General features: G+C 71.5%; 22 protein-coding genes. 19 read left to right on the top strand and 3 right to left on the bottom strand.

Features of this window, described 5'->3' with window-relative positions:
* The first annotated feature begins 3 nt into the window (after positions 1-3).
* The 7 genes from ruvB (at position 4) to ACIHEI_RS18180 (ending at position 8,663) form a co-directional block, all read left to right on the top strand.
* Entirely contained in the window at positions 4-1,077 is a 1,074-nt protein-coding gene (ruvB, locus tag ACIHEI_RS18150) for a Holliday junction branch migration DNA helicase RuvB (protein ID WP_387642931.1), read from the top strand.
* A 184-nt stretch (positions 1,078-1,261) separates the two neighbouring features.
* Positions 1,262-1,663 (top strand): preprotein translocase subunit YajC, encoded by a 402-nt coding sequence (gene yajC, locus ACIHEI_RS18155; RefSeq protein WP_387642930.1) that lies wholly within the window; start codon positions 1,262-1,264, stop codon positions 1,661-1,663.
* A gap of 155 nt (positions 1,664-1,818) precedes the next feature.
* On the top strand, positions 1,819-3,603 hold the full coding sequence (gene secD, locus ACIHEI_RS18160) for a protein translocase subunit SecD (RefSeq protein ID WP_392954785.1): 1,785 nt from the start codon (positions 1,819-1,821) through the stop codon (positions 3,601-3,603).
* 3 nt (positions 3,604-3,606) lie between these two features.
* Entirely contained in the window at positions 3,607-4,707 is a 1,101-nt protein-coding gene (secF, locus tag ACIHEI_RS18165; RefSeq protein WP_387642928.1) for a protein translocase subunit SecF, read from the top strand.
* Positions 4,708-4,733: 26 nt separating this feature from the next.
* Positions 4,734-5,288, top strand: coding sequence for an adenine phosphoribosyltransferase (locus ACIHEI_RS18170; RefSeq protein WP_387861608.1), 555 nt, complete (start codon positions 4,734-4,736; stop codon positions 5,286-5,288).
* Positions 5,289-5,490: 202 nt separating this feature from the next.
* Entirely contained in the window at positions 5,491-7,782 is a 2,292-nt protein-coding gene (locus tag ACIHEI_RS18175) for a RelA/SpoT family protein (RefSeq protein ID WP_387642926.1), read from the top strand.
* 89 nt (positions 7,783-7,871) lie between these two features.
* Positions 7,872-8,663, top strand: a complete 792-nt coding sequence (locus tag ACIHEI_RS18180) for a hypothetical protein (protein ID WP_396607314.1) — start codon at positions 7,872-7,874, stop codon at positions 8,661-8,663.
* Positions 8,664-8,726: 63 nt separating this feature from the next.
* On the opposite strand, the gene ACIHEI_RS18185 is transcribed toward ACIHEI_RS18180, so the two are convergent.
* Both ACIHEI_RS18185 and ACIHEI_RS18190 read right to left on the bottom strand, forming a co-directional pair.
* The gene (locus ACIHEI_RS18185; protein ID WP_396607315.1) at positions 8,727-9,956 is read right to left on the bottom strand and encodes a DUF349 domain-containing protein; all 1,230 of its coding nucleotides are present in this window, start codon (positions 9,954-9,956) and stop codon (positions 8,727-8,729) included.
* A 205-nt stretch (positions 9,957-10,161) separates the two neighbouring features.
* Positions 10,162-10,911: a peptidylprolyl isomerase gene (locus tag ACIHEI_RS18190; protein WP_396607316.1), complete on the bottom strand. Its 750-nt coding sequence runs from the start codon at positions 10,909-10,911 to the stop codon at positions 10,162-10,164.
* A 225-nt stretch (positions 10,912-11,136) separates the two neighbouring features.
* Between ACIHEI_RS18190 and ACIHEI_RS18195 the strand changes: the two genes are divergently transcribed.
* The 8 genes from ACIHEI_RS18195 to rpsD all read left to right on the top strand — a co-directional run bounded on the left by ACIHEI_RS18195 (position 11,137) and on the right by rpsD (position 19,707).
* Positions 11,137-11,844: an MBL fold metallo-hydrolase gene (locus tag ACIHEI_RS18195; RefSeq protein WP_396607317.1), complete on the top strand. Its 708-nt coding sequence runs from the start codon at positions 11,137-11,139 to the stop codon at positions 11,842-11,844.
* Positions 11,845-11,855: 11 nt separating this feature from the next.
* Entirely contained in the window at positions 11,856-13,127 is a 1,272-nt protein-coding gene (gene hisS, locus ACIHEI_RS18200) for a histidine--tRNA ligase (RefSeq protein WP_392954774.1), read from the top strand.
* Positions 13,124-14,914 (top strand): aspartate--tRNA ligase, encoded by a 1,791-nt coding sequence (aspS, locus tag ACIHEI_RS18205; protein WP_387642920.1) that lies wholly within the window; start codon positions 13,124-13,126, stop codon positions 14,912-14,914. The genes hisS and aspS overlap by 4 nt, the downstream gene beginning before the upstream one ends.
* A gap of 154 nt (positions 14,915-15,068) precedes the next feature.
* Positions 15,069-15,575 (top strand): GNAT family N-acetyltransferase, encoded by a 507-nt coding sequence (locus ACIHEI_RS18210; protein ID WP_392954770.1) that lies wholly within the window; start codon positions 15,069-15,071, stop codon positions 15,573-15,575.
* A 150-nt stretch (positions 15,576-15,725) separates the two neighbouring features.
* Entirely contained in the window at positions 15,726-16,514 is a 789-nt protein-coding gene (gene ppk2, locus ACIHEI_RS18215) for a polyphosphate kinase 2 (RefSeq protein ID WP_387861926.1), read from the top strand.
* Between the two features lie 73 nt (positions 16,515-16,587).
* Positions 16,588-17,199 carry a hypothetical protein gene (locus ACIHEI_RS18220; RefSeq protein WP_392954768.1) on the top strand — a complete coding sequence of 204 codons (612 nt, stop codon included), beginning with the start codon at positions 16,588-16,590 and terminating at the stop codon, positions 17,197-17,199.
* Positions 17,200-17,436: 237 nt separating this feature from the next.
* Positions 17,437-18,786 carry a replication-associated recombination protein A gene (locus ACIHEI_RS18225; protein ID WP_387643039.1) on the top strand — a complete coding sequence of 450 codons (1,350 nt, stop codon included), beginning with the start codon at positions 17,437-17,439 and terminating at the stop codon, positions 18,784-18,786.
* A 306-nt stretch (positions 18,787-19,092) separates the two neighbouring features.
* A complete protein-coding gene (gene rpsD / locus ACIHEI_RS18230; protein ID WP_035860039.1) occupies positions 19,093-19,707 on the top strand; it encodes a 30S ribosomal protein S4 in 615 nt (204 codons plus the stop codon).
* A 57-nt stretch (positions 19,708-19,764) separates the two neighbouring features.
* On the opposite strand, the gene ACIHEI_RS18235 is transcribed toward rpsD, so the two are convergent.
* Entirely contained in the window at positions 19,765-21,810 is a 2,046-nt protein-coding gene (locus ACIHEI_RS18235; RefSeq protein WP_396607318.1) for an ATP-binding protein, read from the bottom strand.
* 263 nt (positions 21,811-22,073) lie between these two features.
* On the opposite strand from ACIHEI_RS18235, the gene ACIHEI_RS18240 reads away from it, so the two are divergent.
* Genes ACIHEI_RS18240 through ruvX form a run of 4 tightly spaced genes read left to right on the top strand, consistent with a single transcriptional unit; the run spans position 22,074 to position 26,148 of the window.
* A complete protein-coding gene (locus ACIHEI_RS18240; RefSeq protein ID WP_387861619.1) occupies positions 22,074-22,550 on the top strand; it encodes a DUF948 domain-containing protein in 477 nt (158 codons plus the stop codon).
* 6 nt (positions 22,551-22,556) lie between these two features.
* Positions 22,557-22,991: a DUF6167 family protein gene (locus ACIHEI_RS18245; protein ID WP_387642915.1), complete on the top strand. Its 435-nt coding sequence runs from the start codon at positions 22,557-22,559 to the stop codon at positions 22,989-22,991.
* Entirely contained in the window at positions 22,991-25,657 is a 2,667-nt protein-coding gene (gene alaS, locus ACIHEI_RS18250; RefSeq protein WP_387642914.1) for an alanine--tRNA ligase, read from the top strand. The genes ACIHEI_RS18245 and alaS overlap by 1 nt, the downstream gene beginning before the upstream one ends.
* On the top strand, positions 25,654-26,148 hold the full coding sequence (ruvX, locus tag ACIHEI_RS18255; protein WP_396607319.1) for a Holliday junction resolvase RuvX: 495 nt from the start codon (positions 25,654-25,656) through the stop codon (positions 26,146-26,148). Before alaS ends, ruvX begins: the two co-directional genes overlap by 4 nt.
* Positions 26,149-26,303 lie beyond the last annotated feature (155 nt).

Genomic DNA, 26,303 nt, shown 5'->3' on the forward strand with positions numbered 1-26,303 from the left:
CCGATGAATCCGTACGAGTCCGAGCCCGTTGACCGCCTGGTGACGGCGTCCGCCGACGGCGAGGACCAGGCGGTGGAGGCGGCGCTGCGGCCGAGGATGCTCGAGGAGTTCATCGGTCAGGAGCGGGTGCGTGAGCAGCTGTCGCTGGTGCTGCAGGCGGCCCGTCAGCGCGGCGCGGCGCCGGACCACGTGCTGCTGAGCGGCCCGCCCGGGCTGGGCAAGACCACGCTGTCGATGATCATCGCGGCGGAGCTGAACGCGCCGATCCGGATCACCTCCGGCCCGGCGATCCAGCACGCCGGCGACCTGGCGGCGATCCTGTCCTCGCTGACCGAGGGCGAGGTGCTGTTCCTCGACGAGATCCACCGGATGTCCCGGCCCGCCGAGGAAATGCTGTACATGGCGATGGAGGACTTCCGGGTCGACGTGATCGTCGGCAAGGGGCCGGGGGCGACCGCGATCCCGCTGGAGCTGCCGCCGTTCACGCTGGTCGGGGCGACCACCCGGGCCGGTCTGCTACCGCCGCCGCTGCGCGACCGGTTCGGTTTCACCGGCCACATGGAGTTCTACGCGCCCGCCGAGCTGGAGCGGGTGGTCCACCGTTCGGCGGGTCTGCTGGACGTCGAGATCGACCCGGCGGGCGCGGCGGAGATCGCCGGCCGCTCCCGTGGCACGCCCCGCATCGCCAACCGGTTGTTGCGCCGGGTGAGGGATTTTGCCCAGGTCCGTCACGACGGTCTGATCACCCGGGAAATCGCCGCCCGGGCGCTCGAGGTGTACGAGGTTGACGCGCGCGGACTGGACCGGCTGGACCGCGCGGTGCTGGAGGCGCTGCTGAAGCTCTTCGGCGGCGGACCGGTCGGCCTGTCCACCCTGGCGGTCGCCGTCGGGGAGGAGTCCGAGACCGTCGAGGAGGTCGCCGAGCCTTTCCTGGTAAGGGAAGGGCTGCTCGCGCGCACCCCGCGCGGGCGGATCGCGACGGCGGCGGCCTGGCAGCACCTGGGTCTCACTCCGCCGCAGCCGGCCCGGGCGCCGCGCGGGGCGCAGCCCGAACTGTGGGCGGACGGCCAGGCCTGACCGGGTTGCCTTATCGGGGGTTTATGTCCATGCCAAGGCTCGCCACTTTCGGCGCCGCACTGGCATGCTTGGCGTTGTCCGTTGAGTGCGGGTCGCCTAGACTCCGCCGGACCGCCCCTCTCGCCCGACGGGCCGACGTACACGCACTGGCCACCTGACCGGTGACCGACTAAGGACCCTGGCTGTGTCTCAATACATCATTCTTGTCCTCCCGCTCCTCGCGATCTTCCTGATGTTCCGCTCGCAGAAGAAGCGGCAGGCGCAGATGCAGACCATGCAGTCCGCGCTGCAGCCGGGTTCGGGTGTCCGGACCATCGGCGGCATGTACGCGCTGGTCAAGGCGATCAACGATGAGACGGTCGAGCTCGAGGTCGCTCCCGGTGTGGTGGCGCACTACACCAAGGGCGCCATCGCCGCGGTCCTGGAGCCGCTCGAGTACGAGGCGATCATCAACGGCCGTCCCGCCGAGGACGAGTCGGAGGACGACGTGGTCGAGGCCGCCGAGGGCACGGACGCCGACGAGAAGCCGCTGAGCCTGTCCAAGGACGAGGCGAAGGTCGGCGCCGAGGCTCCCGAGAGCAAGTAGTACGGCCGGGGGGGGCCTCTCTTCCCCGACCAGCGGCATCCGCCGCAAGCCCACAGGACCTCTTGGGCCGCCGTGCGTCCGTCTCTCCCGGGCCCCGCCCTGTGCGGGGTCCGGGGCCGGCCGCCGGGCGGCATGGACAGGGAGAAACGAACAAGGTGGCAACACCCAAGTCGCGGTCGCGCGACGGATACCCGGGGAGGGCGCTGGCGCTCATCCTGGTGGTCACCGTCGGCCTGGTGGCCCTCATGTTCGGGACGGGCTACACCAAGCCGCGTCTCGGTATCGACCTCGCCGGTGGCACCAGCGTCACGCTGACCGCCAAGTCGGACGATCCTTCCGCGATCAACAAGGCAAACCTTGACACCGCGGTCGGCATCATCCAGAAGCGCGTCAACGGCATGGGTGTCTCCGAGGCCGAGGTCCAGACCCAGGGCAACAGCAACATCATCGTCAACATCCCCGACGGTGGTAACACGCAGGAGTCCATCGACAAGGTCGGTGACACCGCGAAGCTGTACTTCCGCCCGGTCCTGGCCGCCGCGCCGAGCGGTGTGAGCGCCCAGCCGCAGCCGAGCGGGTCGCCGTCGTCGGCGCCCAGCGGCTCGGCCAGCCCGTCCGCCTCGGGCAGCGCCTCCGCGCCCGCCTCGCCGAGCTCCTCGGCGAGCAAGGCCGGCCGCGCCGTCTCCGGCGCCCTGCAGGCCGACCCGACCTCCGCCGCGAGCGGCTCCGCCTCGGCCCCGGCCACCGGCTCGGCCGCTCCGAGCGCCGGCGCCAGCGCCCCGGCCGACCAGCCCGACATGACTGCCGCGCTGACCCAGGGCACCGCCCCGGCCGAGCTGCAGAAGCAGTTCACCGCGCTGGACTGCTCGGTCAAGGAGCAGCGGAAGAACTACCAGTCCAGCGACCCGGCCCAGCCGACCGTGGCCTGCTCGTACGACGCCGAGCAGGGCCTCTGGTACAAGTTCGCGCTCGGTGGTGTCGCCGTGAACGGCCAGGACGTCACCAAGGCGCAGGCCGTATACGACACCCAGAGCGCCAAGGGCTGGATGGTCGACCTGTCGTTCAACGACGCGGGCTCGAAGGCCTTCGCGGCCACCACCGGCAAGCTCGCCACCCAGCAGTCCCCGGGCAACCAGTTCGCCATCGTGCTGGACGGCGCGGTCGTCTCGCACCCGTACGTCTCCGAGTCGATCACCGGTGGCAGCGCGGTCATCTCCGGCACCTTCACCCAGGCCGACGCCAAGTCGCTGGGCAACGTGCTGAGCTACGGCGCGCTCCCGCTGGACTTCGTGAAGAGCGACGTCACCACCGTCTCCCCGCAGCTCGGCTCCGACCAGCTGAAGGCAGGCCTGATCGCCGGTCTGATCGGCATGGTCCTGGTGGTCGTCTACTCGCTGGTCTACTACCGCGGCCTGGGCCTGATCTCGATCGCCGGCCTGGTGGTCTCCGCGGTCCTGACCTGGTCGATCATGAGCCTGCTGGGTGCCGGTGTCGGCTTCGCGCTGAACCTGCCCGCGGTCTGTGGCGCGATCGTCGCGATCGGTATCACCGCCGACTCGTTCATCGTGTACTTCGAGCGCATCCGTGACGAGGTCCGCGAGGGCGCCCAGCTGCGTCCGGCCGTGCAGCGTGCCTGGCCGCGGGCCCGGCGCACCATCCTGGTGTCGGACTTCGTGTCCTTCCTGTGTGCCGCGGTGCTGTACCTGGTGTCGGTCGGCAAGGTGCAGGGCTTCGCCTTCACCCTGGGTCTGACCACCCTGCTGGACGTCGTGGTGATCTTCCTGTTCACCAAGCCGCTGATCACCCTGCTGGCCCGCACGAAGTTCTTCTCCAGCGGTCACCCGTGGTCCGGCCTGGACCCGAAGCGGCTCGGCGCCCGTCCGCCGATCCGCGGCTCGCGCCGCCGTCCCGCCCCCTCCCAGCAGACCCAGGAGGTCTGACCCATGTCGCTCCGCAACATCGGTCACCGCCTCTACCAGGGCGAGGTCTCGTTCGACTTCGTCGGCAAGCGGAAGATCTGGTACTCGATCTCCGCGGTGATCGTCCTGGTGGCCGCGATCGGCCTGGCCATGGGCCTGCACCTGGGCATCGAGTTCAAGGGCGGCTCGGTCTACACCGTGCACAAGCCCGGACTGACGGTGTCCCAGGCGAAGGACGTCGCGAACAAGATCACCGGCTCCAACACCGCGCTGGTGCAGACCACGGACAAGGGCGACGTCCGGGTCCAGATCAGCGCCGAGGAGTCGGTGCCGGCCGCGACCTTCACCAAGGAGTTCTCGAAGGCCGTCGGCGTCGAGGAGAAGGACATCAACGCCCAGGTGATCGGCCCCTCCTGGGGTTCGGACATCTCCAAGAAGGCGCTGACCGGCCTGGTCATCTTCATGGTCCTGGTCACCGTCTACCTGGCGATCGCCTTCGAGTGGCGGATGGCGCTGGCCGCGCTGGTCGCGCTGATCCACGACCTGCTGATCACCATCGGTGTCTACGCGCTGGTCGGCTTCGAGGTCACTCCGGGTACCGTGATCGGCTTCCTGACCATCCTCGGTTACTCGCTCTACGACACGGTCGTCGTCTTCGACACCGTGAAGGAGAACACCAACGGCCTGACCAAGCAGTCGCGCCGGACCTACAGCGAGGCAGCCAACCACGGCCTCAACCAGACCCTGGTGCGTTCCATCAACACCACGGTCGTCGCGCTGCTGCCGGTCTCCGCCCTGCTGTTCATCGGCGGCGGCCTGCTCGGCGCGGGCACCCTCAACGACATCTCGCTGGCGCTGTTCATCGGTCTCGCCGCCGGTGCCTACTCCTCGATCTGCGTCGCCACCCCGCTGCTCGCGCAGCTCAAGGAGCAGACCCCGGAGATGAAGGCGCTCGCCAAGCGGGTCCTGCAGCGCCGGGCGTCCGAGGCGAAGGCGGCCGAGGAGGCCGAGGCCCGGGGCGAGGACGGGATGATCGACGAGGAGCTCGCGGCAGGTATGGTCGGACAGCGCAACCAGCCGACCAGCCGCTCCCGGGGCAAGGGACGGCCGTCCGGCAAGCGCTGAACCCCGCTGTCAGTTAAGGAACCCCCGTGACCTCCACCACCGACCCCGCCCTGTCCGAGCTGCTCAACAGCCGGATCCGGGACGTGCAGGACTACCCGAAGCCGGGCGTCCTGTTCAAGGACATCGCCCCCCTGCTGGCCGACGCCGAGGCGTTCGGCGCGCTGACCCGGGCGCTGGCCGAGCGGGCGAAGGAACTCGGCGCCACCAAGGTGGTCGGCCTGGAGGCGCGGGGGTTCGTGCTGGCCGCGCCCGCCGCGGTCGCGGCCGGACTCGGGTTCGTCCCGATCCGCAAGAAGGGCAAGCTGCCCGGCGACGTGTTCTCCCGCTCGTACGACCTGGAGTACGGGTCGGCGACGCTGGAGGTGCAGTGCGACGCGTTCGCCCCCGGCGAGAAGGTGCTGGTGGTGGACGACGTGCTGGCCACCGGCGGCACCATCTCCGCCTCGCTGGACCTGGTCCAGGAGGCCGGCGCCGAGCTGGTGGGCGTCGTGGTGCTGATGGAGCTCGGGTTCCTGACTGGGCGTGAGCGCCTGGAGCCGCACCTGCACGGTGCGCCGCTGGAGACCCTGGTCGTGGTCTGAGCGGGAAGACCGCTTTCGGGAGCCGCCCGGGAACAGATCCTGTTCCCGGGCGGCTTTCCGCACATGTGGGGTCGGCCGGGCGCGGAAGCCCGTCGCGCCGCCGGTACGATGAAGATTGATCCGTCTGCACGTAGGAGTGTCCTTGCCCGACGAGGTTGTGCCCACGGCTGCGACTGCCAGTTCCCGCCCTTCCCCCGGCGGGATGCGGGCTCGCCTCGCTCGGCTGGGCGGACAGCGCAGTTCGATGGTCAACCCGGTGCTGGAACCGCTGTTCCGGACCATCCGGGCCAACGACCCGAAGGCCGACCCGGCCCTGCTCAAGGACATCGAGCGGGCGTACGCGGTGGCCGAGAAGTGGCACCGCGGGCAGAAGCGCAAGAGCGGCGACCCGTACATCACGCACCCGCTGGCGGTGGCGACCATCCTGGCCGAGCTGGGGATGGACGCGCCGACGCTGATGGCGGGGCTGCTGCACGACACCGTCGAGGACACCGACTACGGCCTGGAGACGCTGCGGCACGACTTCGGTGACTCGGTGGCGCTGCTGGTCGACGGCGTCACCAAGCTGGACCGGGTGAAGTTCGGCGAGGCGGCGCAGGCGGAGACCGTCCGCAAGATGGTCGTCGCGATGGCCAAGGACCCGCGGGTCCTGGTGATCAAGCTCGCCGACCGGCTGCACAACATGCGCACCATGCGTTACCTGAAGCGGGAGAAGCAGGAGAAGAAGGCCCGCGAGACGCTGGAGATCTACGCCCCGCTGGCGCACCGGCTGGGCATGAACACCATCAAGTGGGAGCTGGAGGACCTGGCGTTCGCCATCCTCTACCCCAAGATGTACGACGAGATCGTCCGGCTGGTGGCCGAGCGCGCCCCGAAGCGCGACGAGTACCTGGCGACCGTGATCGACCAGGTGCAGGGCGACCTGCGCGGGGCGCGGATCACCGCGCAGGTGACGGGCCGCCCGAAGCACTACTACTCGGTCTACCAGAAGATGATCGTCCGGGGCCGGGACTTCGCCGAGATCTACGACCTGGTGGGCATCCGGGTCCTGGTCGACACCGTCCGCGACTGCTACGCGGCGCTGGGCACCATCCACGCGCGGTGGAACCCGGTGCCGGGGCGGTTCAAGGACTACATCGCGATGCCCAAGTTCAACATGTACCAGTCGCTGCACACCACGGTGATCGGTCCCGGCGGCAAGCCCGTCGAACTCCAGATCCGCACCTTCGACATGCACCGCCGCGCCGAGTACGGCATCGCCGCGCACTGGAAGTACAAGCAGCGGGCGGTGGCCGGCGCGTCCAAGGTGCGCACCGACACCCCGACCCACAAGCGGCAGCACGACAAGGCCGACGCGGTCAACGAGATGGCCTGGCTGCGGCAGCTGCTGGACTGGCAGAAGGAGACCGAGGACCCCAGCGAGTTCCTCGAGTCGCTGCGCTTCGACCTGTCCAGCAACGAGGTGTTCGTCTTCACCCCGAAGGGCGACGTGATAGCGCTGCCCGCGAAGGCCACCCCGGTGGACTTCGCGTTCGCGGTGCACACCGAGGTCGGCTGCCGGACCATCGGCGCCCGGGTGAACGGTCGGCTGGTGCCGCTGGAGTCGACGCTGGAGAACGGCGACACGGTCGAGGTGTTCACCTCGAAGGCGGAGAACGCCGGCCCGTCCCGGGACTGGCTGAACTTCGTCAAGTCGCCGCGGGCCCGGAACAAGATCCGCGCCTGGTTCTCCAAGGAGCGCCGCGAGGAGGCGATCGAGCAGGGCAAGGAGGCGATCGCCCGGACCATGCGCAAGCAGGGCCTGCCGATCCAGCGGATCCTCACCGGGGACTCGCTGGTCACGCTGGCCCACGAGATGCGCTACCCGGACATCTCCTCGCTGTACGCGGCGATCGGCGAGGGCCACGTCGCCGCGCCGGCCATCGTGCAGAAGCTGGTCCAGGCGATGGGCGGCGAGGAAGGCGCGGTCGAGGACCTCGTCGAGACCACCACCCCGTCCCACCAGCCGCGCTCGATGCGCCGCCGGGCCAAGGGCGACCCGGGCATCATCGTCAAGGGCGTCGACGACCTGTGGGTGAAGCTGGCGCGCTGCTGCACGCCGGTGCCCGGCGACCCGATCGTCGGCTTCATCACCCGCGGCAACGGCGTCTCGGTGCACCGCGCGGACTGCGTCAACGTCGAGTCGTTGCAGCAGCAGCCCGAGCGGATCATCGACGTCGAGTGGGCGGCCACCCAGTCCTCGGTGTTCCTGGTGGCCATCCAGGTGGAGGCGCTGGACCGCTCCCGACTGCTGTCGGACGTCACCCGGGTGCTCTCCGACCAGCACGTCAACATCCTGTCCGCGGCGGTGCAGACCTCCCGCGACCGGGTGGCGATGAGCCGGTTCACCTTCGAGATGGGCGACCCGAAGCACCTCGGCCACGTCCTGAAGGCCGTCCGCGGCGTCGAAGGCGTGTACGACGTCTACCGGGTCACCTCGGCCCGCAACAAGTAGCCCTCCGCGCCCGGCCCTCCGGGTGCAGGCCGCCCCCGCCCCGCCGACACTGGCCGGGTGGGGGCGGCCCGCTCATTCCCGGAGGCACCGTGCACGCGATTCGGACGACGACGGCGATGGCCGTCGCGGCGGCGGCCGTCGCGGCCCTGACGGCCGGCTGCGGCTCGCGCCACTCCACCGGACCGGGCGCCGCCGGCAGCCCGGCGGCGGCCACCGCGAGCGCCACCGCCCCCGCACCCGGCACCGACAACGGGGTGGCCGGCCGACCGGCCGACGAGATCCTCCGGCAGTCCGTCCAGGCCCTCACCGACGCCCACGCGGTACGGGCGGTCGGCACGGTCGGCGGCGAGGGCCAGGCGATCACCATCGACCTGCGGCTGGACACGGCGGGCAACTGCACCGGCACGCTGGGCCAGAGCGGCGTGGGCAGCTTCCAGGTGGTGAAGGCCGGCCAGCAGCTGTGGGTCAAACCCGACCAGGCGTTCTGGCAGAGCCACGGCGGATCCGCGCTGGCCGACGCCGTCGGCGACCGCTACCTGAAGACCACCAGCGACGACCCCGACTTCGGCGACATCGCCGGCCTGTGCGACCTCGGCGCCCTCGCCGACCAGCTCGGCAGCGCGGCGAGCGACCTCGCCAAGGGCGCCACCAGCACCGTCCAGGGCCGCCCGGCGGTCGCCCTCACCCGCAGCACCGACAGCGGCACCGCCACCCTGTACGTGGCCACCTCCGGCCCGCCGGTGCCGCTGCGGCTGGAACAGTCCGTCGGCGCGGTCGACTTCAGCGACTTCGGCACCCCGGTGCCCTCCGCCACCCCCGGCCCCGACCAGAGCGTGGACATCGACCAGCTCCAGCCCGAGGCCAGCCCGACCACCGTCTGAGCGCCCGCACGCAGAAGGGCCCGGCCGCCGTGACGGCGACCGGGCCCCTTCCTCGACGAAGCGTCAGGAGCTGAACTCCTGCAGCGACTTCTGCGCCTGGTCGAGCAGCGCCTGACGGCCCGCCAGCTCGGCCTCCAGCTTGGCGGCCTTCGACGCGTTGCCGGCCGAGCGGGCCTTGTCCAGGTCGGACTGCAGCTTGTCGACGGCGGACTGCAGCAGCGCGGTCATGCCGGTGGCGCGGGCGCGGGCCTCCGGGTTGGAGCGCTGCCACTCGGCCTCCTCGGCCTCGCGGACGGCGCGCTCCACCGCGGCCAGCCGGCCGTCCAGCTTCGGACGGGCGTCGCGCGGGACGTGACCGATCGCCTCCCAGCGCTCGGAGACCTCGCGCAGCGCGGCCTTGGCGGCCTTCAGGTCGGTGATCGGCAGGATCGCCTCGGCCTCGACCAGCAGCGCCTCCTTGGCCTTCTGGTTCTCGCCCTGCTCGGCGTCACGCTCGGTGAACACCGCGGACCGGGCCTGGAAGAAGACGTCCTGGGCGCCGCGGAAGCGGGCCCACAGCTCCTCCTCCGCCTCGCGCTGGGCGCGGCCGGCGGCCTTCCAGCGGGTCATCAGGTCGCGGTAGGCGGCCGCGGTCGGGCCCCAGTCGGTGGAGTTCGCGAGCTGCTCGGCCTCGGCGACCAGCTTCTCCTTGACCACGCGGGCGTGGTCGCGCTCCGAGTCCAGGGCCGCGAAGTGCGCCTTGCGGTGCTTGGAGAACACCGAGCGGGCGTGCGAGAAACGGTGCCACAGCTCGTCGTCGCTCTTGCGGTCCAGGCGCGGCAGCGCCTTCCAGCTGTCGACCAGGGCGCGCAGCCGGTCGCCGGCCTCCCGCCACTGGTTGGAGTCGGCGAGCTGCTCGGCCTCGGCGACCAGCGCCTCCTTGGCGGTGCGGGTCTCCTCCTGGGCCTTCGCCCGGGCGGCCTTGCGCTCGGTCTGCCGGGTCTCGATCTCGCCGGCCAGCGTGTCCAGGCGCTTGGCCAGCGACTCCAGGTCGCCGACCGCGTGCGCCTCGACGACCTGCGCGCGCAGGTGCTCCAGCGCGGCCTGTGCCTCCTTGGCGGCCAGGTCGGTCTTGCGCACCCGGTGCTCCAGGAGGGCGGTCTCCGCCTCCAGGCCCTGGAACTTGCGCTCGAAGTAGGCGAGGGCCTCCTCGGGAGAGCCGGCCTGCCAGGAGCCGACCTGGCGTTCGCCGTCGGCCGTCCTCACGTAGACGTTCCCCTGCTCGTCGACACGGCCCCACGGGTCGCTGCTCACAGCGCCTCCTCCACATGACGCCACGCCCACGGGCGGGAGCGTCGTCCACAGTTGATGTGCGGCGGACCGATGGAGTCCGCCGTCCCGAGCCGTCGTTGTCGTGCCGAGGGTGACGGCCGACGGTCTGGGCACCCTATACAACAGCAACATAGGCGACCAGCGCCGGTGCTGTCCGCATCCGGCGCCGGTCGATTTTCGCGGCGGGTCAGCCCTTGGTCGCGGTGACGGCCTTGAGGTCGACCGGGGTGGCCGGCGGGCCGTCCGTCGCGCCGCCCTTGACGCCGGCCTCGGCGACCTTCTGGAGCACGTCCAGGCCGCCGGTGATCTTGCCGAACGGGGTGTACTGGGGCGGCAGTTGGGTGTCCTTGTAGACCAGGAAGAACTGGCTGCCGTTGGTGTTGGCGCCGGCGTTGGCCATCGCCACGGTGCCCGCCGGGTAGGTCGCGCCGGTCAGGTTCTCGTCCTGGAACTGGTAGCCGGGGCCGCCGCGGCCGGTGCCGGTCGGGTCGCCGCACTGGAGGACGAAGATGCCGTCGGTGGTGAGCCGGTGGCAGGTGGAGCCGTCGAAGTACTGCTGACCCGCCAGGAAAACGAAGGAGTTGACGGTGTGCGGCGCCTTCTTCGCGTCCAGCGAGAGGGTCACCTTGCCCGCCGAGGTGTCCAGCGTCGCGGTGTACGGGGACGCGGCGTCGATCGACATGGCCGGCTCGGCCGCCCACTTCTTGCCGCTCTCGGACGGAGTCGGCGCGGCGGACGCCTTCTTGTCGTCCTTCTTGTCCGAGCTGAACACACCGGCCGCGGTCGCTCCGATGCCCGCCAGCACCACCAGGGCCGCCACCGAGGCCACCACGACGTTGCGCTTCTTGCGCTTGGTCGCCGCTTCGGCGCGCGCCTGCATCTGGCGCTCGTACTTCTCGCGGGCGAGCTGTCGCCGACGCTGTTCGCTGCTGACCACCGGACGTGTCTCCTAATGCGCTGTGGGGCGAGGGACTTGTGACTGTCGTGTGCGCATCGTCGCACCCGTCGGCGGCCAAGTGTAGGGACCCCGCGCGTCAGCAGGGGATCAGTGCCACATGAGAAAGGCCTGAACGCGCGCGGGAACCGGTTCGCCCGCGGCCCGGTGCCGCCGGTAGGCTGCGGGGGAAACAAGACCGCCACCGTTACGAAACGAAGGACTCGCGTGTTCGTCGCCGGATTCCCCGCCGGGGCCTGGGGCACCAACTGTTACCTGGTCGCTCCCGCCGCAGGTGAGGAGTGCGTGATCGTCGATCCCGGGCACGAAGCGGCAAGCGGCGTCGAGGAGTTGATCCGCGAGCACCGGCTCAAGCCGGTCGCGGTCCTGCTCACCCACGGGCACATCGACCACATCGCCTCGGTGGTCCCGGTCTGCGGCGCGCAGGGCGTCCCGGCCTGGATCCACCCCGAGGACCGGTACATGATGGCCGACCCCGAGAAGGGCCTCGGGCGCTCTCTCGGGCAGCAGTTGATGGGCTCGATCACTGTCGGCGAACCGGACGACGTCCGCGAGTTGACCGACGGCAGCGTGCTGGAACTCGCGGGCATGCGGCTCACCGTCGACCACGCCCCCGGCCATACCAAGGGGTCGGTGACGTTCAGGACGCCCGCCACACCGGACATCCCGCCGGTGCTGTTCTCGGGCGACCTGCTGTTCGCCGGCTCCATCGGGCGTACCGACCTCCCGGGCGGAGACAGCGGCGCGATCATGCGCTCCCTGGCCCGGGTGTGCCTGCCCCTCGACGACGCGACCGTGGTGCTCTCCGGCCACGGCTCGCAGACCACCATCGGCCGAGAGCGCGCCACCAACCCCTACCTCCAGCAGGCAGCAGGGGCGGTCGGCGCCCAGGCTTTCCCGCGACGAGGAATGTGACGGAAGAGAAGTTGAGCACCTTCACCGCCCCCAAGGGCACCTACGACCTGCTGCCCACGGTCAACTCCGCGGCCTACCTGGCGATCCGCGAGCGGCTGTCCGCGCCGCTGCGCCGCGCCGGGTACGGCTACGTCGAGACCCCCGTGTTCGAGGACGTCAAGCTGTTCTCCCGCGGCGTCGGCGAGTCCACCGACATCGTCACCAAGGAGATGTTCACCCTCGCCAAGCGCCCCGAGAGCAGCGAGGACCTCGCGCTGCGCCCCGAGGGCACCGCGTCGGTGGTCCGCGCCACGCTGGAAGCCAACCTGCACAAGCTCGGCAACCTGCCGGTCAAGCTCTGGTACTCCGGCAACTTCTACCGCTACGAGCGCCCGCAGAAGGGCCGCTACCGGCAGTTCTCGCAGGTCGGCGCGGAGGCGCTGGGCGCCGAGGACCCGGCGCTGGACGCCGAGCTGATCATCCTCGCCGACGACGCCTTCCGCTCGCTCGGCCTGCGCGAGTACAAGCTGCTGCTGAACTCGCTCGGCGACCAGCAGTGCCGCCCGGTCTACCGCACCGCGCTGGTGGACTTCCTCTCCGGCCTCGAGCTGGACGCCGACACCCGCCGCCGCGCCGAGATCAACCCGCTGCGCGTCCTCGACGACAAGCGCCCCGAGGTGCAGGCCCAGCTGGTGGACGCGCCCATGCTGCGCGACTACCTGTGCGAGGACTGCAAGGCGTACGACGAGAAGGTCCGCGAGCTGCTCACCGCCGCCGGGGTCGCGTTCGTCGACGACCCCAAGCTGGTGCGCGGCCTGGACTACTACACCCGCACCACCTTCGAGTTCGTGCACGGCGGCCTCGGCTCGCAGTCCGCGATCGGCGGCGGCGGCCGCTACGACGGCCTGTCCGAGATGCTGGGCGGCCCGGCGCTGCCCTCGGTCGGCTGGGGCCTGGGTGTGGACCGCACCTTCCTCGCGCTGGAGGCCGAAGGCATCGAGCTCGACCTGCCCGTCACCACCGAGGTGTACGCGGTCGCGCTCGGCGAGGAAGCCAAGAACGTGCTGTTCGCGAAGACCGTCGAGCTGCGCCGGGCCGGCGTCGCCACCGACCTCGCGTTCGGCGTCAAGAGCATCAAGAACGCCATGAAGTCCGCGAACAGGTCCGGAGCACGCTTCGCCCTGATCGCGGGCGACCGGGACCTCGCCGAGGGCGTGGTCCAGCTCAAGGACATGGAGTCCGGCGAGCAGACCCCCGTCGCCCTCGAGGCGCTCGTCACCACCCTGAAGGAGAAGCAGCTGTGATCCGCACGCACGACGCGGGCACGCTCCGACCGGAGCACGCCGGCACCACCGTCACCCTGGCCGGCTGGGTGGCCCGCCGCCGTGACCACGGCGGCGTGGCCTTCATCGATCTGCGGGACGCCTCCGGCACTGTGCAGGTCGTGGTCCGCGACCTGGAGTCGGTGCACGGGCTGCGCTCCGAGTACTGCGTGAAGGTGATCGGCGACGTCCGGGTCCGCCCCGAGGGCAACGAGAACCCGGACATCCCGACCGGCGCCGTCGAGGTCGTCGTCGAGTCCATCGAGGTGCTGTCCGAGGCCGCGCCGCTGCCGTTCCAGGTCGCCGAGTACGAGCCCGGTTCGGTCAACGAGGAGGTGCGGCTCCGCTACCGCTACCTCGACCTGCGCCGCGAGGGCCCGGCCCGCGCGCTGCGGCTGCGCTCGAAGGTCAACCACATCATCCGCACGGTGATGGAGGAGAACGACTACCTCGACATCGAGACCCCGTACCTGACCCGCTCCACCCCCGAGGGCGCCCGCGACTTCCTGGTCCCGGTCCGCCTCCAGCCCGGCCACTGGTACGCCCTGCCGCAGTCCCCGCAGCTGTTCAAGCAGCTGCTGATGGTGGCCGGCATGGAGCGCTACTACCAGATCGCCCGCTGCTTCCGCGACGAGGACTTCCGCGCCGACCGGCAGCCGGAGTTCACCCAGCTGGACATCGAGGCGTCGTTCGTCGACCAGGAGGACATCCTGGCCCTCGGCGAGAAGGTCATCGCCGCGATCTGGCGCGAGGTGCACGGCTACGAGATCCCCAACCCGCTGCCGCGGATGACGTACGTCGACGCCATGTCGCGCTACGGCTCCGACAAGCCGGACGTCCGCTTCGGCCAGGAACTCACCGACCTGACCGAGTACTTCAAGGGCACCGAGTTCCGGGTCTTCCAGGCGCCGTACGTCGGCGCGGTCGTGATGCCCGGCGGCGCCTCGCAGCCCCGCAAGCAGCTCGACGCCTGGCAGGACTGGGCGAAGGCCCGCGGCGCCCGCGGCCTCGCGTACGTCCTGGTGGACGCCGAGACCGGCGAACTGCGCGGCCCGGTCGCCAAGAACCTGTCCGAGGAGCACCTGGCCGGCCTGGCCGCCGCCGCCGGCGCCAAGCCCGGCGACGCGGTGTTCTTCGCGGCCGGCAAGAAGACCGCCTCGCAGGAGCTGCTCGGCGCCGCCCGCCTGGAGATCGGCCGCCGCTGCAACCTGATCGACGAGTCCCAGTGGGCCTTCCTCTGGGTCGTGGACTTCCCGATGTTCGAGCCGATCGAGGACGACAAGGGCGAGTTCCAGGGCTGGCACGCGGTGCACCACCCGTTCACCGCGCCCACCGCCGAGTCGCTCGCCACCTTCGACACCGACCCGGGCAGCGCGCTCTCCAACGCGTACGACCTGGTGCTCAACGGCTCGGAGCTGGGCGGCGGTTCGATCCGTATCCACCAGCGCGACGTGCAGAAGCGGGCGTTCGACGCGATCGGCCTGTCCGAGGAGGAGGCCGCCTCGCAGTTCGGCTTCCTGCTGGACGCCTTCAACTACGGCCCGCCGCCGCACGGCGGCATCGCGCTCGGCCTGGACCGCGTGGTCACCCTGCTGGGCGGCTACGACACCATCCGGGACGTCATCGCCTTCCCGAAGACCTCCACCGGCGGCGACCCGCTGACCGGCGCCCCCACCCCGATCACCCCGGCCCAGCGCCGGGAGGCCGGCGTGGACGCCAAGCCGAAGGCCAAGGACGGCGCCAAGGCGGAGGCCGAGCCCACCGCCTGACCCACCGTCTGACGCACCGTCGAAAACTGACGGCACATCACAAAGATCACGATTCGTTCCGGCCCCGGCCGGTGCCCGCCTACCAGGAGTAGGCTCGCACCGCCCGGGGCCGGAACGCTGCACGACGGGGTGCAGGGCGCAAGAGGGGTCAAGGATGACCGTACGAACCAGAGTTGAACTCCCCACCGACACCGCCGAGACCCGGCGCGTGCACATGGCGGCCTTCCCAGGCCCCGAAGAGGCGGACCTGGTGGACGCGCTGCGCCGTGACCCCGCCTGGCTGCCGGAACTCTCCCTGGTCGCCGTCGACGACCGCGAGGTCGTCATCGGCCACGCCCTGCTCACCCGGCTGAAGATCGGCAACGGCAAGGGACTCGCCCTCGCCCCCGTCGCCGTCGCCCCCGAATGGCAGCGCAAGGGCGTCGGCACCGCCGTGGTCCGGGCCGCGCTGACCGCCGCCGCGGAAGCCGGCGAGCGCGTCGTGGTGGTCCTCGGCGACCCCGGCTACTACGGGCGGTTCGGCTTCGCGCCCGCCTCCGGACACCGCATCAGCGGCCCGTACGACGTCCCTGACGTGTACTTCCAGGCACTCCTGCTGTCCGGCGCGGACAGCGCCCCGCACGGCGTCTGCCGCTACGCGGCGCCGTTCGACGAAGTCTGACCGACGCCCGCCACTGGCCGTCGGCCGACCTGCGTCGACCACCGGCGGCCCGTAGCGTGAGTGCTCGTCGGCGGCACGGTGAGAAAGGCACACGAAGTGGCGGACCCCAAGCGAGGCAGGAAGCCCCGCGGCGCCAAGAGCGCCCCGCGCATCCCCAAGCGGATCTACGAACCCGAACTGCTCCGGCTCCAGCAGGAGCTGGTCAAGATGCAGGAGTGGGTGCGCAGCGAGGGCATCCGGATGGTCGTGATCTTCGAGGGCCGGGACGCCGCCGGCAAGGGCGGCGCGATCAAACGCGTCACCGAATACCTCAACCCCCGCATCGCCCGGATCGTCGCCCTCCCCGCCCCCACCGAACGCCAGCGCGGTCAGTGGTACTTCCAGCGCTACGTCGAGCAGCTCCCGGCGGCCGGCGAGATGGTGCTGTTCGACCGGTCCTGGTACAACCGGGCCGGCGTCGAGAAGGTGATGGGATTCTGCACCGAGGAGGAGTACTGGCAGTTCCTCCACCAGTGCCCCACCTTCGAACGGATGCTCATCGAAGCGGGCATCGTGCTGCGCAAGTACTGGTTCTCGGTCAGTGACATCGAACAGGAACGCCGCTTCCGCGACCGCCTCGACGACCCCATGCGGCAGTGGAAGCTCTCCCCGATGGACGTCGAATCCATCACCCGCTGGGAGGACTACTCGCGGGCCAAGGACGAGATGTTCGTCTACACCGACATCCCCGAATCCCCGTGGAACGTCGTCGACAGCGACGACAAGCGCCGCGCCCGGCTCAACATGATCGCCCACCTGCTGTCCTCCGTCCCGTACCACGAGGTGGTCCGCCCGGCGATCACACTTCCGGACCGGCCCGAACCGCGCGGGTACCAGCGGCCGCCGCGCGACCTCCAGAAGTACGTCTTCGACCACACCGCGACACTGCTCGCCCGGTGACCGCCCCCGGTTGACCCGGCCGACGTGGCGGGCGTGCGATGGAGGGGATCCCGCAACGGCTGGAGGCACTCCCATGTATGTCCGTACCGTCTACGCCACCGGAGACCCCGCCCTGTTGGAGGACAGCCTCGACGCGCTGCGCGGCGAGGCTGTCGAACTCCTCTCCACCCAGCCCGGCTACCGCGGCTACGGGCTGTTCGCCAACCGGGCGCTCGGCACGCTCACCATGGGCTCCTGGTGGGACAGCCCCGAACACGAAGCCGCGAGTGACACTGCGTTGGCCGACCGGCGGGACACGTTGCTGGTGCCGTTCGCCGCGACCGTTGCCGTCAACCGCTGGGACGTTGTCGCGGCGGAACCCGGGCCCGCGGTGGAGAACGGGGGCTTCCGGCTGACTCGCTTCGCGTACGACGCGGCCGGGTTGGACGGGGTGGTGAAGGGATTCGAGGAGAGCGGCCTCCCGGCGATCAGGGAGATCGACGGGTATGTGGGCGCCGCCATGCTCATCGACCGCGGGCGGTCGGTAGGGGTGGTCGGGACGATCTTCGCGGACCGGGGGGCGTTCGAGGCCTCGCGCGGGGCGCAGGCCGCGGTTCGCGCGGCGGCGAGCAAGGCTTCCGGGACGGTGATCTACGGGATGGAGGAGTTCGACGTCGTCCTGCTTCACCGGCCGCCGGAGGGCTGAGAGCAGGCGGGCGCGGGGAGACCTGCGCGAGCGGAGGGGCGCGAGAACAGGGGCGCGTGGGGGCACCTCCCGGCCCGCTAGGGCTGGGGGAGAACTGCGCGACAAGCGCACATCACGTCCGCGAGGTCGCGATCACGTGCAAGTGGCTGTCCTGCGTCGGGATCTGGCTGGTGGGCGCGTTCCCCCTTCGCGCAGTTCCCCGCGCCCCTGATTTCGCACCGTATAGGGTTGCGTTCCGTGGACGAGCCCGACCTTTTCACGCATGCAGCCGAGGAACGCCAGAGTGCCGAGCCGGGGCGCGCCCCACTGGCGGTGCGGATGCGGCCGCGGACGTTGGACGAGGTGGCCGGGCAGCAGCAGCTGTTGAAGGACGGGTCGCCGTTGCGGCGGCTGGTGGCGGGCGCCAAGGGGCCGGCGGCGACGAGTTCGGTGATTCTGTGGGGGCCGCCGGGGACGGGGAAGACCACGCTGGCGCATGTGATCAGCCAGGCGGTGGAGGGGCGGTTCGTCGAGCTTTCGGCGATCACGCACGGGGTCAAGGAAGTCCGGGCGGTGATCGAGGGGGCGCGTCGGGCGGTCGGGATGACCGGGCGGGAGACGGTGCTGTTCCTGGACGAGATCCACCGGTTCTCGAAGGCGCAGCAGGATTCCTTGCTCCCGGCGGTGGAGAACCGGTGGGTGACGCTGATCGCGGCGACCACCGAGAACCCGTACTTCTCGATCATTTCGCCGCTGCTGTCGCGGTCGTTGCTGCTGACCCTGGAGTCGCTGACCGACGAGGACATTCGCGTCCTGCTGCGCCGGGCGACCACCGACGAGCGCGGGCTCGGCGGGAGCGTGGAGCTGGCGGAGGAGGCGGAGGACCACCTGGTGCGGTTGGCCGGGGGTGATGCCCGGCGGGCGTTGACCATGCTGGAGGCGGCGGCGGGGGCGGCGCTGGAGCAGGGCGGGGGCGTGCTGACGCTGGCGGCGACCGAGACGGCCGTGAACAAGGCGGCGGTGCGGTACGACCGGGACGGCGACCAGCACTACGACGTGGCGAGTGCGCTGATCAAGTCGATCCGGGGCAGTGATGTGGATGCCACGCTGCACTACCTGGCGCGGATGATCGAGGCGGGGGAGGACCCGCGGTTCATCGCGCGCCGGTTGATGATCTCGGCGAGCGAGGACATCGGGCTGGCAGATCCGACCGCGCTGTCGACGGCGGTCGCGGCGGCGCAGGCGGTGGCGCTGATCGGGTTCCCGGAGGCGCGGATCATCCTGTCGCAGGCGGCGATCGCGCTCGCGCTGGCGCCGAAGTCGAACGCCGCGTACCTGGCGATCGACGCCGCGCTGGCGGACGTCCGGCAGGGGCTGGCGGGCGCGGTGCCGCCGCATCTGCGGGACGCGCACTACGGCGGGGCGAAGAAGCTCGGGCACGGCAAGGGGTACCAGTACCCGCACGACCTGGCGGAGGGCATCGCGGCGCAGCAGTACGCGCCGGACGCGGTGCACGGCAAGGAGTACTACAAGCCGACCAGGCGGGGTGGCGAGGCCCGGTACGCGGAGATCGCGGAGTGGACCAGGGCCCGGCTCAAGGGCGAGTGAACAGCCTGTAGACTGTCCGCAGTGTGTCCCGGGCCCGGGGTTCCGCGAGGAACGACCGGCCGCACCAGCGGGGCAACCAACGGAGGCCTCCCGCAAGGGAGTTCTCCAGGAGCGGCGCGCACCGGTTTTCGGTGTCGCGGGCAGCCCGCCACCTTTCCCGGTCGGTGGGCGTCTCGTGTGCAAGCACATAGTGCCCGGTCGCGGAGAGCGGCTGACCATCCGGCGACGGACGGTTTTTCTCCGGGCCGCGAGAAGCGTCCTCCGTCAACACCTGGTGACAGCCGTATCTGAACAGGAAAAGGAAACATGGCGAACCAGAAGCGCCCCAAGGTCAAGATCGCCCGTGCTCTCGGCGTTCCGCTGACCCCGAAGTCCGTCAAGTACTTCGAGGCCCGCCCGTACCCGCCCGGCCAGCACGGCCGTGGCCGCAAGCAGAACTCTGACTACAAGGTCCGTCTGACCGAGAAGCAGCGTCTGCGCGCGCAGTACGACCTCAGCGAGAAGCAGATGGCGCGTGCCTTCGAGGCCGCCAAGAAGGTCGAGGGCAAGACCGGTGAGGCGCTCGTCGCCCTGCTGGAGGTCCGCCTCGACGCCCTGGTTCTGCGTTCGGGCATCGCCCGCACCATCTACCAGGCCCGCCAGATGGTCGTGCACGGTCACATCGAGGTCAACGGCTCGAAGGTCAACAAGCCGTCGTTCCAGATGAAGCCGGGCTACGTCGTCACGGTGAAGGAAAAGTCCAAGGAGAAGGTCCCCTTCCAGGTGGCTCGCGAGGGTGGCAACGCCGGCGAGGGCCAGACCCCGAAGTACCTCGAGGTCAACCTGAAGGCCCTGGCCTTCCGCCTGGACCGCGCGCCGCAGCGCCGCGAGGTTCCGGTTGTCTGCGACGAGCAGCTGGTCGTCGAGTACTACTCGCGCTGACCCGCGAGCGGAACGCCCCCTCGGTCTTCGGACCGCGGGGGCGTTTCCCGTTTCCGGTCAGGTGTTCAGGGCGCGGTGGACGGCGGTGTCGAGGTCGAGGCGGGTGCCCAGCCGGAACGCTTCCTCGTACTGCTGCGCGGTGAGGGCGGCGCGGGCGCGCTGCTCGCAGGTGCGGTGCGGGCCGCGGAAGGTGCGGGAGCCGAGGAACGGGGTGCCGAGGGCCGTCCAGAGCCGGTGGGCGGCGCCCTGCAGGACGCGCGCCTCGTACGGGTCGGGGGCGGGGTCCTCGGTGGCGAGCAGGGCCAGCAGGTCCATCGCGAGGGCGAGGCCGAGCGGGTCGCCCAGCGGGTGGGTGAGGCGGATCGAGTCGCGGGCGAAGCCCCGGGCGGCCCGCGACTCGCCGGACTGCCGGCGGGCGTGGGCCAGCGTGTACAGGCCGTAGGCGTGCGCCCACTGCTCGCCGTGCGTCTCGCAGGTCTGCCGGACGCGTTCCGCCCAGGCGGCGGCGCCCGGGCCGTCGCCGAGGAACAGGTGGGCCAGGGCGAGTTCGGCCATGGCCATCAGGACGTGGGTGTCGAGCTCGCCGAGGGCGGTGTAGTGCCGCAGTGCCTCGTCGAGGAGTTCGGCGGCGCGGGCCGGGTCGTCGCCGATCAGGGCGGCGCATCCCTGGCGGTGGACGGCGTGGGCGAGGGCCCGGCGGTCGCCGGTGGCCAGGGCCTGGCGGTGGCACCGCTCGAGGGCGGGGCGGGCGCGGGCCGGGTCGCCTTGGAGGGTGGCGAGGTGGCCGGTGATCCAGAGGGCCTTGGCGCGGGCTTCGGTCGCTTCGGGGGCGCGGGCGAGGGCGCGGTCGAGCCAGTGGCGGCCCTCGCCGAGCAGGCCGGTGCCGAGCCAGAAGTACCAGAGGGCGCCGGCCAGGGTGAGGGCGGGCTGTTCCTCGCCGGGTTCGGCGAGCGAGAACTCCAGGGCGGCGCGCAGGTTCGGGTGGGCGAGCCGGGTGCGTTCGGCGGTCTCGGCCTGCCGGGGGCCGAACCACTCGACCTCGCCCCAGGTGGCGACGCCCAGGTACCAGTCGCGGTGGCGGCGCAGCAGCCGCCGGTGGTCGTCGCCGGCCCGCAGCCAGTGGCCGCCGTAGTCGCGCAGGGTGTCGAGCATCCGGAACCGGGCGGGTTCGCCGTCGTGGCGTTCGAGGACGGACTTGTCGGCCAGCGAGTCGAGCAGGGCGAGGACGTCGTCGAGGTCCAGCCCGTGGCCGCCGCAGACGTATTCGGCGGCGTCCAGGTCGAAGTCGCCGGCGAAGACCGACAGACGGGCCCAGAGTAAACGTTCCTGCATGGTGCAGAGTTCGTGGCTCCAGCCGATCGCTGTGCGCATCGTCCGGTGCCGGGACGGGGCGGTGCGGCCGCCGCCGGTGAGCAGCCGGAAGCGGTCGTCGAGCCGGGCCAGCAGCTGCTCCACGGACAGCCCGCGCAACCGGCCGGCGGCCAGCTCCAGGGCCAGTGGGAGGCCGTCCAGGCGGCGGCAGAGCAGCGCCACCCCGGCGCGGTTGGCGCCCGCCAGGCGGAAGCCGGGCCGGGCGGCGGCGGCCCGGTCGGCGAACAGCCGCATCGCCTCCGAGTCGGCCCCGCCGCCTCCCGGCTCGACCGGCAGCGGGGCCAGCGGCAGCAGGTGCTCGCCGGCCGCCCGCAGCGACTGGCGGGAGGTGGCCAGCACCCGCAGCCCGGGCGCGGCGCGCAGCAGCGAGTCGACCAGTTCGGCACAGGCGTCGACCAGGTGCTCGCAGCCGTCCAGCACCAGCAGCACGCGGCGCTCGGCGAGCGGCAACCGGCCGGTGGGGTCCAGGGCGGCCCGTACGGCGGGGCCGAGCAGCAGCGGATCACGGACCGGCGCGAGGTCGGCGAGGCGCGTGCCGTCCGGGAAATCGGGGGCGAGCCGGGCGGCGGCCCGCAGCGCCAGCCGGGACTTGCCGACCCCGCCCGGGCCGGTCACGGTGACCAGCCGGGAGCGGCCCAACAGGGCGGTCAGGGCCTCGAGTTCGGCGGCCCGGCCGATGAACGCGGTGGCTTCGGCGGGCAGTCGGCCCGGTTCTCTCGGCGCTGCCGCCATGCCATCCATAGGGACGCCCCCGTCGCTAGGAACCCGTTCACCGGTGGGCGCGCGCTTCCGCGAGCCAACTCACCAACGAGGTGACCGGGCGGTAGGTTACGCGCGGTGTTCGCACATCCGACCGGTTCGGGGGCGGGCGTACCTGCCGATATCCGGTCGGGGAGCGGTCGGCCGCCACGGTAGGGTTCAGCTCTGGGATTGTGATAGTTGCGCAACCCCGGATTGCAAGAGTGTCGCAGCGACAGGCGAGGGAGCGCGCGAAGGTGTCCGTGGGAGAGCTGGCCGGGCTGCTGGTCGCCGTCTTCTGGGCGGTCCTGGTCACCCTGCTCGCCGTGGTCCTGGTCCGGCTGTCCAAGGTGCTGCGGGAGGCGACCGTCCTGGTCTCCGCCGTCACCGAGCAGGCCGTGCCGCTGCTGCAGGACGCGAACGCCGCCGTCCGCAGCGCGCACGAGCAGTTGGAGCGGGTCGACGAGATCACCGCCAACGTCCAGGACGCGGCGGCCGACGCCAAGGCGCTGTCCTCGACGGTGGCCGCCACCGTCGGCGGGCCGCTGGTGAAGCTGGCCGCGTTCAGCTACGGCGTGCGCCGGGCCGTGAACCGGCAGCAGGCCGGGCCCGTGGTGCCGCAGCAGAGCGGTGAGCGCGAGGAGCTGGCCCGGCTGATCCGGGCCGAGGTTCGGGCCGCGACCGCGCCGCGCGGCGGGCTGCTGGCCCGGGTCCGCCGGGCCGTGAGGGGCTGACCGGCGATGGTGCGCAGAATCTTCTGGATGGCGGTCGGCGCGGGCGCCACCGTCTGGGCCATGAACAAGGCCAACGAGGCGGTGCACCGCCTCACGCCCGACTCGCTGTCCGGCACCGCCGCCCGCGGCGCGCTCCAACTCGGCGATGCCGCCCGGCAGTTCGCCCGCGACGTGAAGGCCGGCATGGCCGAGCGCGAGCAGCAGCTGCGCGCCGACCTCGGCCTGGACGGCACCGCGGTCGTCGAGCCGCCCCGCCGCCGCACGCTCAGCGGCGCGGCCGGGTCGAGCGGTGGCCGAGCTATCTCGGCGGCCCCGGGCTCCCCGGCCGCCGCCCTGCCCACGTCCCGCGGCACCCGCCGCACCACCCCCCAGACAATCGTTGCCAAGCCCCGTCAGCGCGAGCTGCCGGGCAGCACGACCGATCGGAAGGACCCCCACTGATGGAGTCGGCAGAGATCCGCCGCCGCTGGCTGCGCTTCTTCGAGGAGCGCGGCCACACCGTCGTACCGTCGGCCTCGCTGGTCGCCGACGACCCCACCCTGCTGCTGGTCAACGCCGGCATGGTGCCCTTCAAGCCGTACTTCCTCGGCGAGGTCAAGCCGCAGTTCTCGCGCGCCACCAGCGTGCAGAAGTGCGTCCGCACCCTGGACATCGAGGAGGTCGGGAAGACCACCCGGCACGGCTCGTTCTTCCAGATGTGCGGCAACTTCTCGTTCGGCGACTACTTCAAGGAAGGCGCCATCAAGTTCGCCTGGGAGCTGCTCACCAGCTCCGTCGCGGACGGCGGCTACGGCCTGGACCCCGAGAAGCTCTGGATCACCGTCTACAAGGACGATGACGAGGCCGAGCAGATCTGGCGTGACGTCATCGGCGTCCCGTCCGAGCGGATCCAGCGCCTGGGCATGAAGGACAACTTCTGGTCGATGGGCGTTCCCGGCCCGTGCGGCCCGTGCTCGGAGATCAACTACGACCGCGGCCCCGCGTACGGCGAGGAGGGCGGCCCGGCGGTCAACGGCGAGCGCTACCTGGAGATCTGGAACCTGGTCTTCATGCAGTACGAGCGCGGCCACGGCGACGGCAAGGACGGGTTCGAGATCCTCGGCGACCTGCCGAGCAAGAACATCGACACCGGCCTCGGCCTGGAGCGCCTCGCCGCCGTCCTGCAGGACGTCGACAACCTGTTCGAGATCGACACCAGCCGGATGATCCTCGACCGCGCCGCCGAGCTCACCGGCCACACCTACGGCGCCGACCACAAGTCGGACGTCTCGCTGCGCGTGGTCACCGACCACTTCCGCACCGCGTTGATGCTCGTCGGTGACGGCGTCACCCCCGGCAACGAGGGCCGCGGTTACGTGCTGCGCCGCATCCTGCGCCGCGCGATCCGCAACATGCGCCTGCTCGGCGCCACCGGGCCGGTCGCCAAGGACCTGATCGACATCTCGATCAAGGCGATGGCCCCGCAGTACCCGGAGCTGGAGACCGACCGCAAGCGCATCGAGACGGTCGTGGTCGCCGAGGAGAACGCCTTCCTGCAGACCCTGCGCTCCGGCACCAACCTGCTGGACGCCGCCGTCACCGAGACCAAGGCCGGCGGCAGCGTGGTGCTCTCCGGCGAGCAGGCGTTCAAGCTGCACGACACCTACGGCTTCCCGATCGACCTGACCCTGGAGATGGCCGAGGAACAGGGCCTCCAGGTCGACGAGGCCGGCTTCCGCCGCCTGATGCAGGAGCAGCGGGACCGCGCCAAGGCCGACGCCAAGGCGAAGAAGATGGGCCACGCCGACGTCGCCGCGTACCGCGAGGTCGCCGACAGCGCCGGCGCGTCCGTCTTCACCGGCTACAACCACACCGAGGGCGAGGCCACCGTGGTCGGCCTGCTGGTGGACGGCGTCCCGTCGCCGGCCGCCAGTGAGGGCGACGAGGTTGAGCTGATCCTCGACCGCACCCCGTTCTACGCCGAGGGCGGCGGCCAGCTCGCCGACCACGGCCGGATCCGGCTGGACTCCGGCGCGGTCGTCGAGATCCGCGACGTGCAGCAGCCGGTGCCGGGCGTCATCGTGCACTCCGGCGGGGTGCTGTTCGGCGAGGTGGTGCTCGGCGCGTCCGCGTACGCCACCATCGACACCGAGCGCCGCCGGGCCATCGCCCGCGCCCACTCGGCGACCCACCTGACCCACCAGGCGCTGCGCGACGCGCTCGGCCCGACGGCCGCCCAGGCCGGCTCCGAGAACGCGCCGGGCCGCTTCCGCTTCGACTTCGGCTCGCCCGCCGCCGTTCCCGGCAGCGTGCTGGTCGACGTCGAGCAGAAGATCAACGACGTGCTGACCCGCGAGCTGGACGTCACCGCCGAGGTCATGACGATGGACCAGGCCCGCAAGCAGGGCGCCATCGCGATGTTCGGCGAGAAGTACGGCGACTCGGTCCGCGTGGTCACCATCGGCGACTTCTCCAAGGAGCTGTGCGGTGGCACGCACGTCGGCAACACCGCCCAGCTGGGCCTGGTGAAGCTGCTCGGCGAGTCCTCGATCGGCTCCGGCGTGCGCCGCGTGGAGGCGCTGGTCGGCGTCGACGCGTACAAGTTCCTGGCCCGCGAGCACACCGTGGTCTCCCAGCTCACCGAGCTGGTCAAGGGCCGTCCGGAGGAGCTCCCGGAGAAGATCTCCGGCATGCTCGCCAAGCTCAAGGACGCCGAGAAGGAGATCGAGAAGTTCCGCGCCGAGAAGGTGCTGCAGGCCGCCGCGGGCCTCGCCGAGGGCGCGGAGGACGTCAAGGGCGTGGCCCTGGTCGCCGCCCGCGTCGGTGACGGCACCGGTGCGGACGAGCTGCGCAAGCTGGTGCTGGACGTCCGCGCCCGGCTCGGCAACCGCCCGGCCGTGGTCGCGGCGTTCACCGTCGCCAATGACCGCCCGCTGACCGTCATCGCCACCAGCGAGGACGCCCGCGCCCGCGGCATCAAGGCCGGCGAGCTGGTCCGCACCGCGGCGAAGACGCTCGGCGGCGGCGGTGGCGGCAAGGACGACGTGGCGCAGGGCGGCGGCACCAACCCGGCCGCCGTCGGCGAGGCGATCGAGGCCGTCCGGGCACTGGTGGCCGAGCGCGCGTGAGCGAGGAGCACATCGAGTTCCCGGAGAAGGTCTTCCGGCGCGGCCGGCGGATCGCCGTCGATGTGGGTGACGCCCGGATCGGGGTCGCGGTCTGCGACCCCGACGGGCTGATCGCCACACCCGTGGAGACCGTCCCCGCCGGGGGCCGCTCGCAGGCCCGGCTCAAGGCGATCGTCGAGGAGTACGACGCGATCGAGGTGGTGGTCGGCCTGCCGCGCTCACTGAGCGGCAAGGAAGGCCCGGCCGCCGCCAAGGTCCGCGAGTACGCGGGCCGGCTGGCCATGCTGACCTACCCGGTCGGCGTGCGGCTGGTGGACGAGCGGATGACCACCGTCACCGCCGCCGCCGGGCTGCGCGCCTCCGGCCGGTCCTCGAAGAAGGGCCGCTCGGTGATCGACCAGGCCGCGGCCGTGGTGATCCTCCAGTCCGCGCTTGAGACCGAACGGGTGAGCGGACGCGCACCCGGCGAGAGTGTCGAGCCGGTGGCCTGACCGGCCAGGTCTAGGTTCCCGATCGGGGCCCGGGGGGGCGCGCGGCCGCCCCGGCCCCCCCCGGTTTGCCCCCCCCCGGGGGCCCCCCCCCGGCCCCCCCCCAACCCCCCCCCCCCCACACCCCCAAGGCAGAGGGGGGGGGGGGGGAAGAGGGG

This window comes from Kitasatospora sp. NPDC051984 (assembly GCF_044593455.1).
Lineage (GTDB): Bacteria > Actinomycetota > Actinomycetes > Streptomycetales > Streptomycetaceae > Kitasatospora.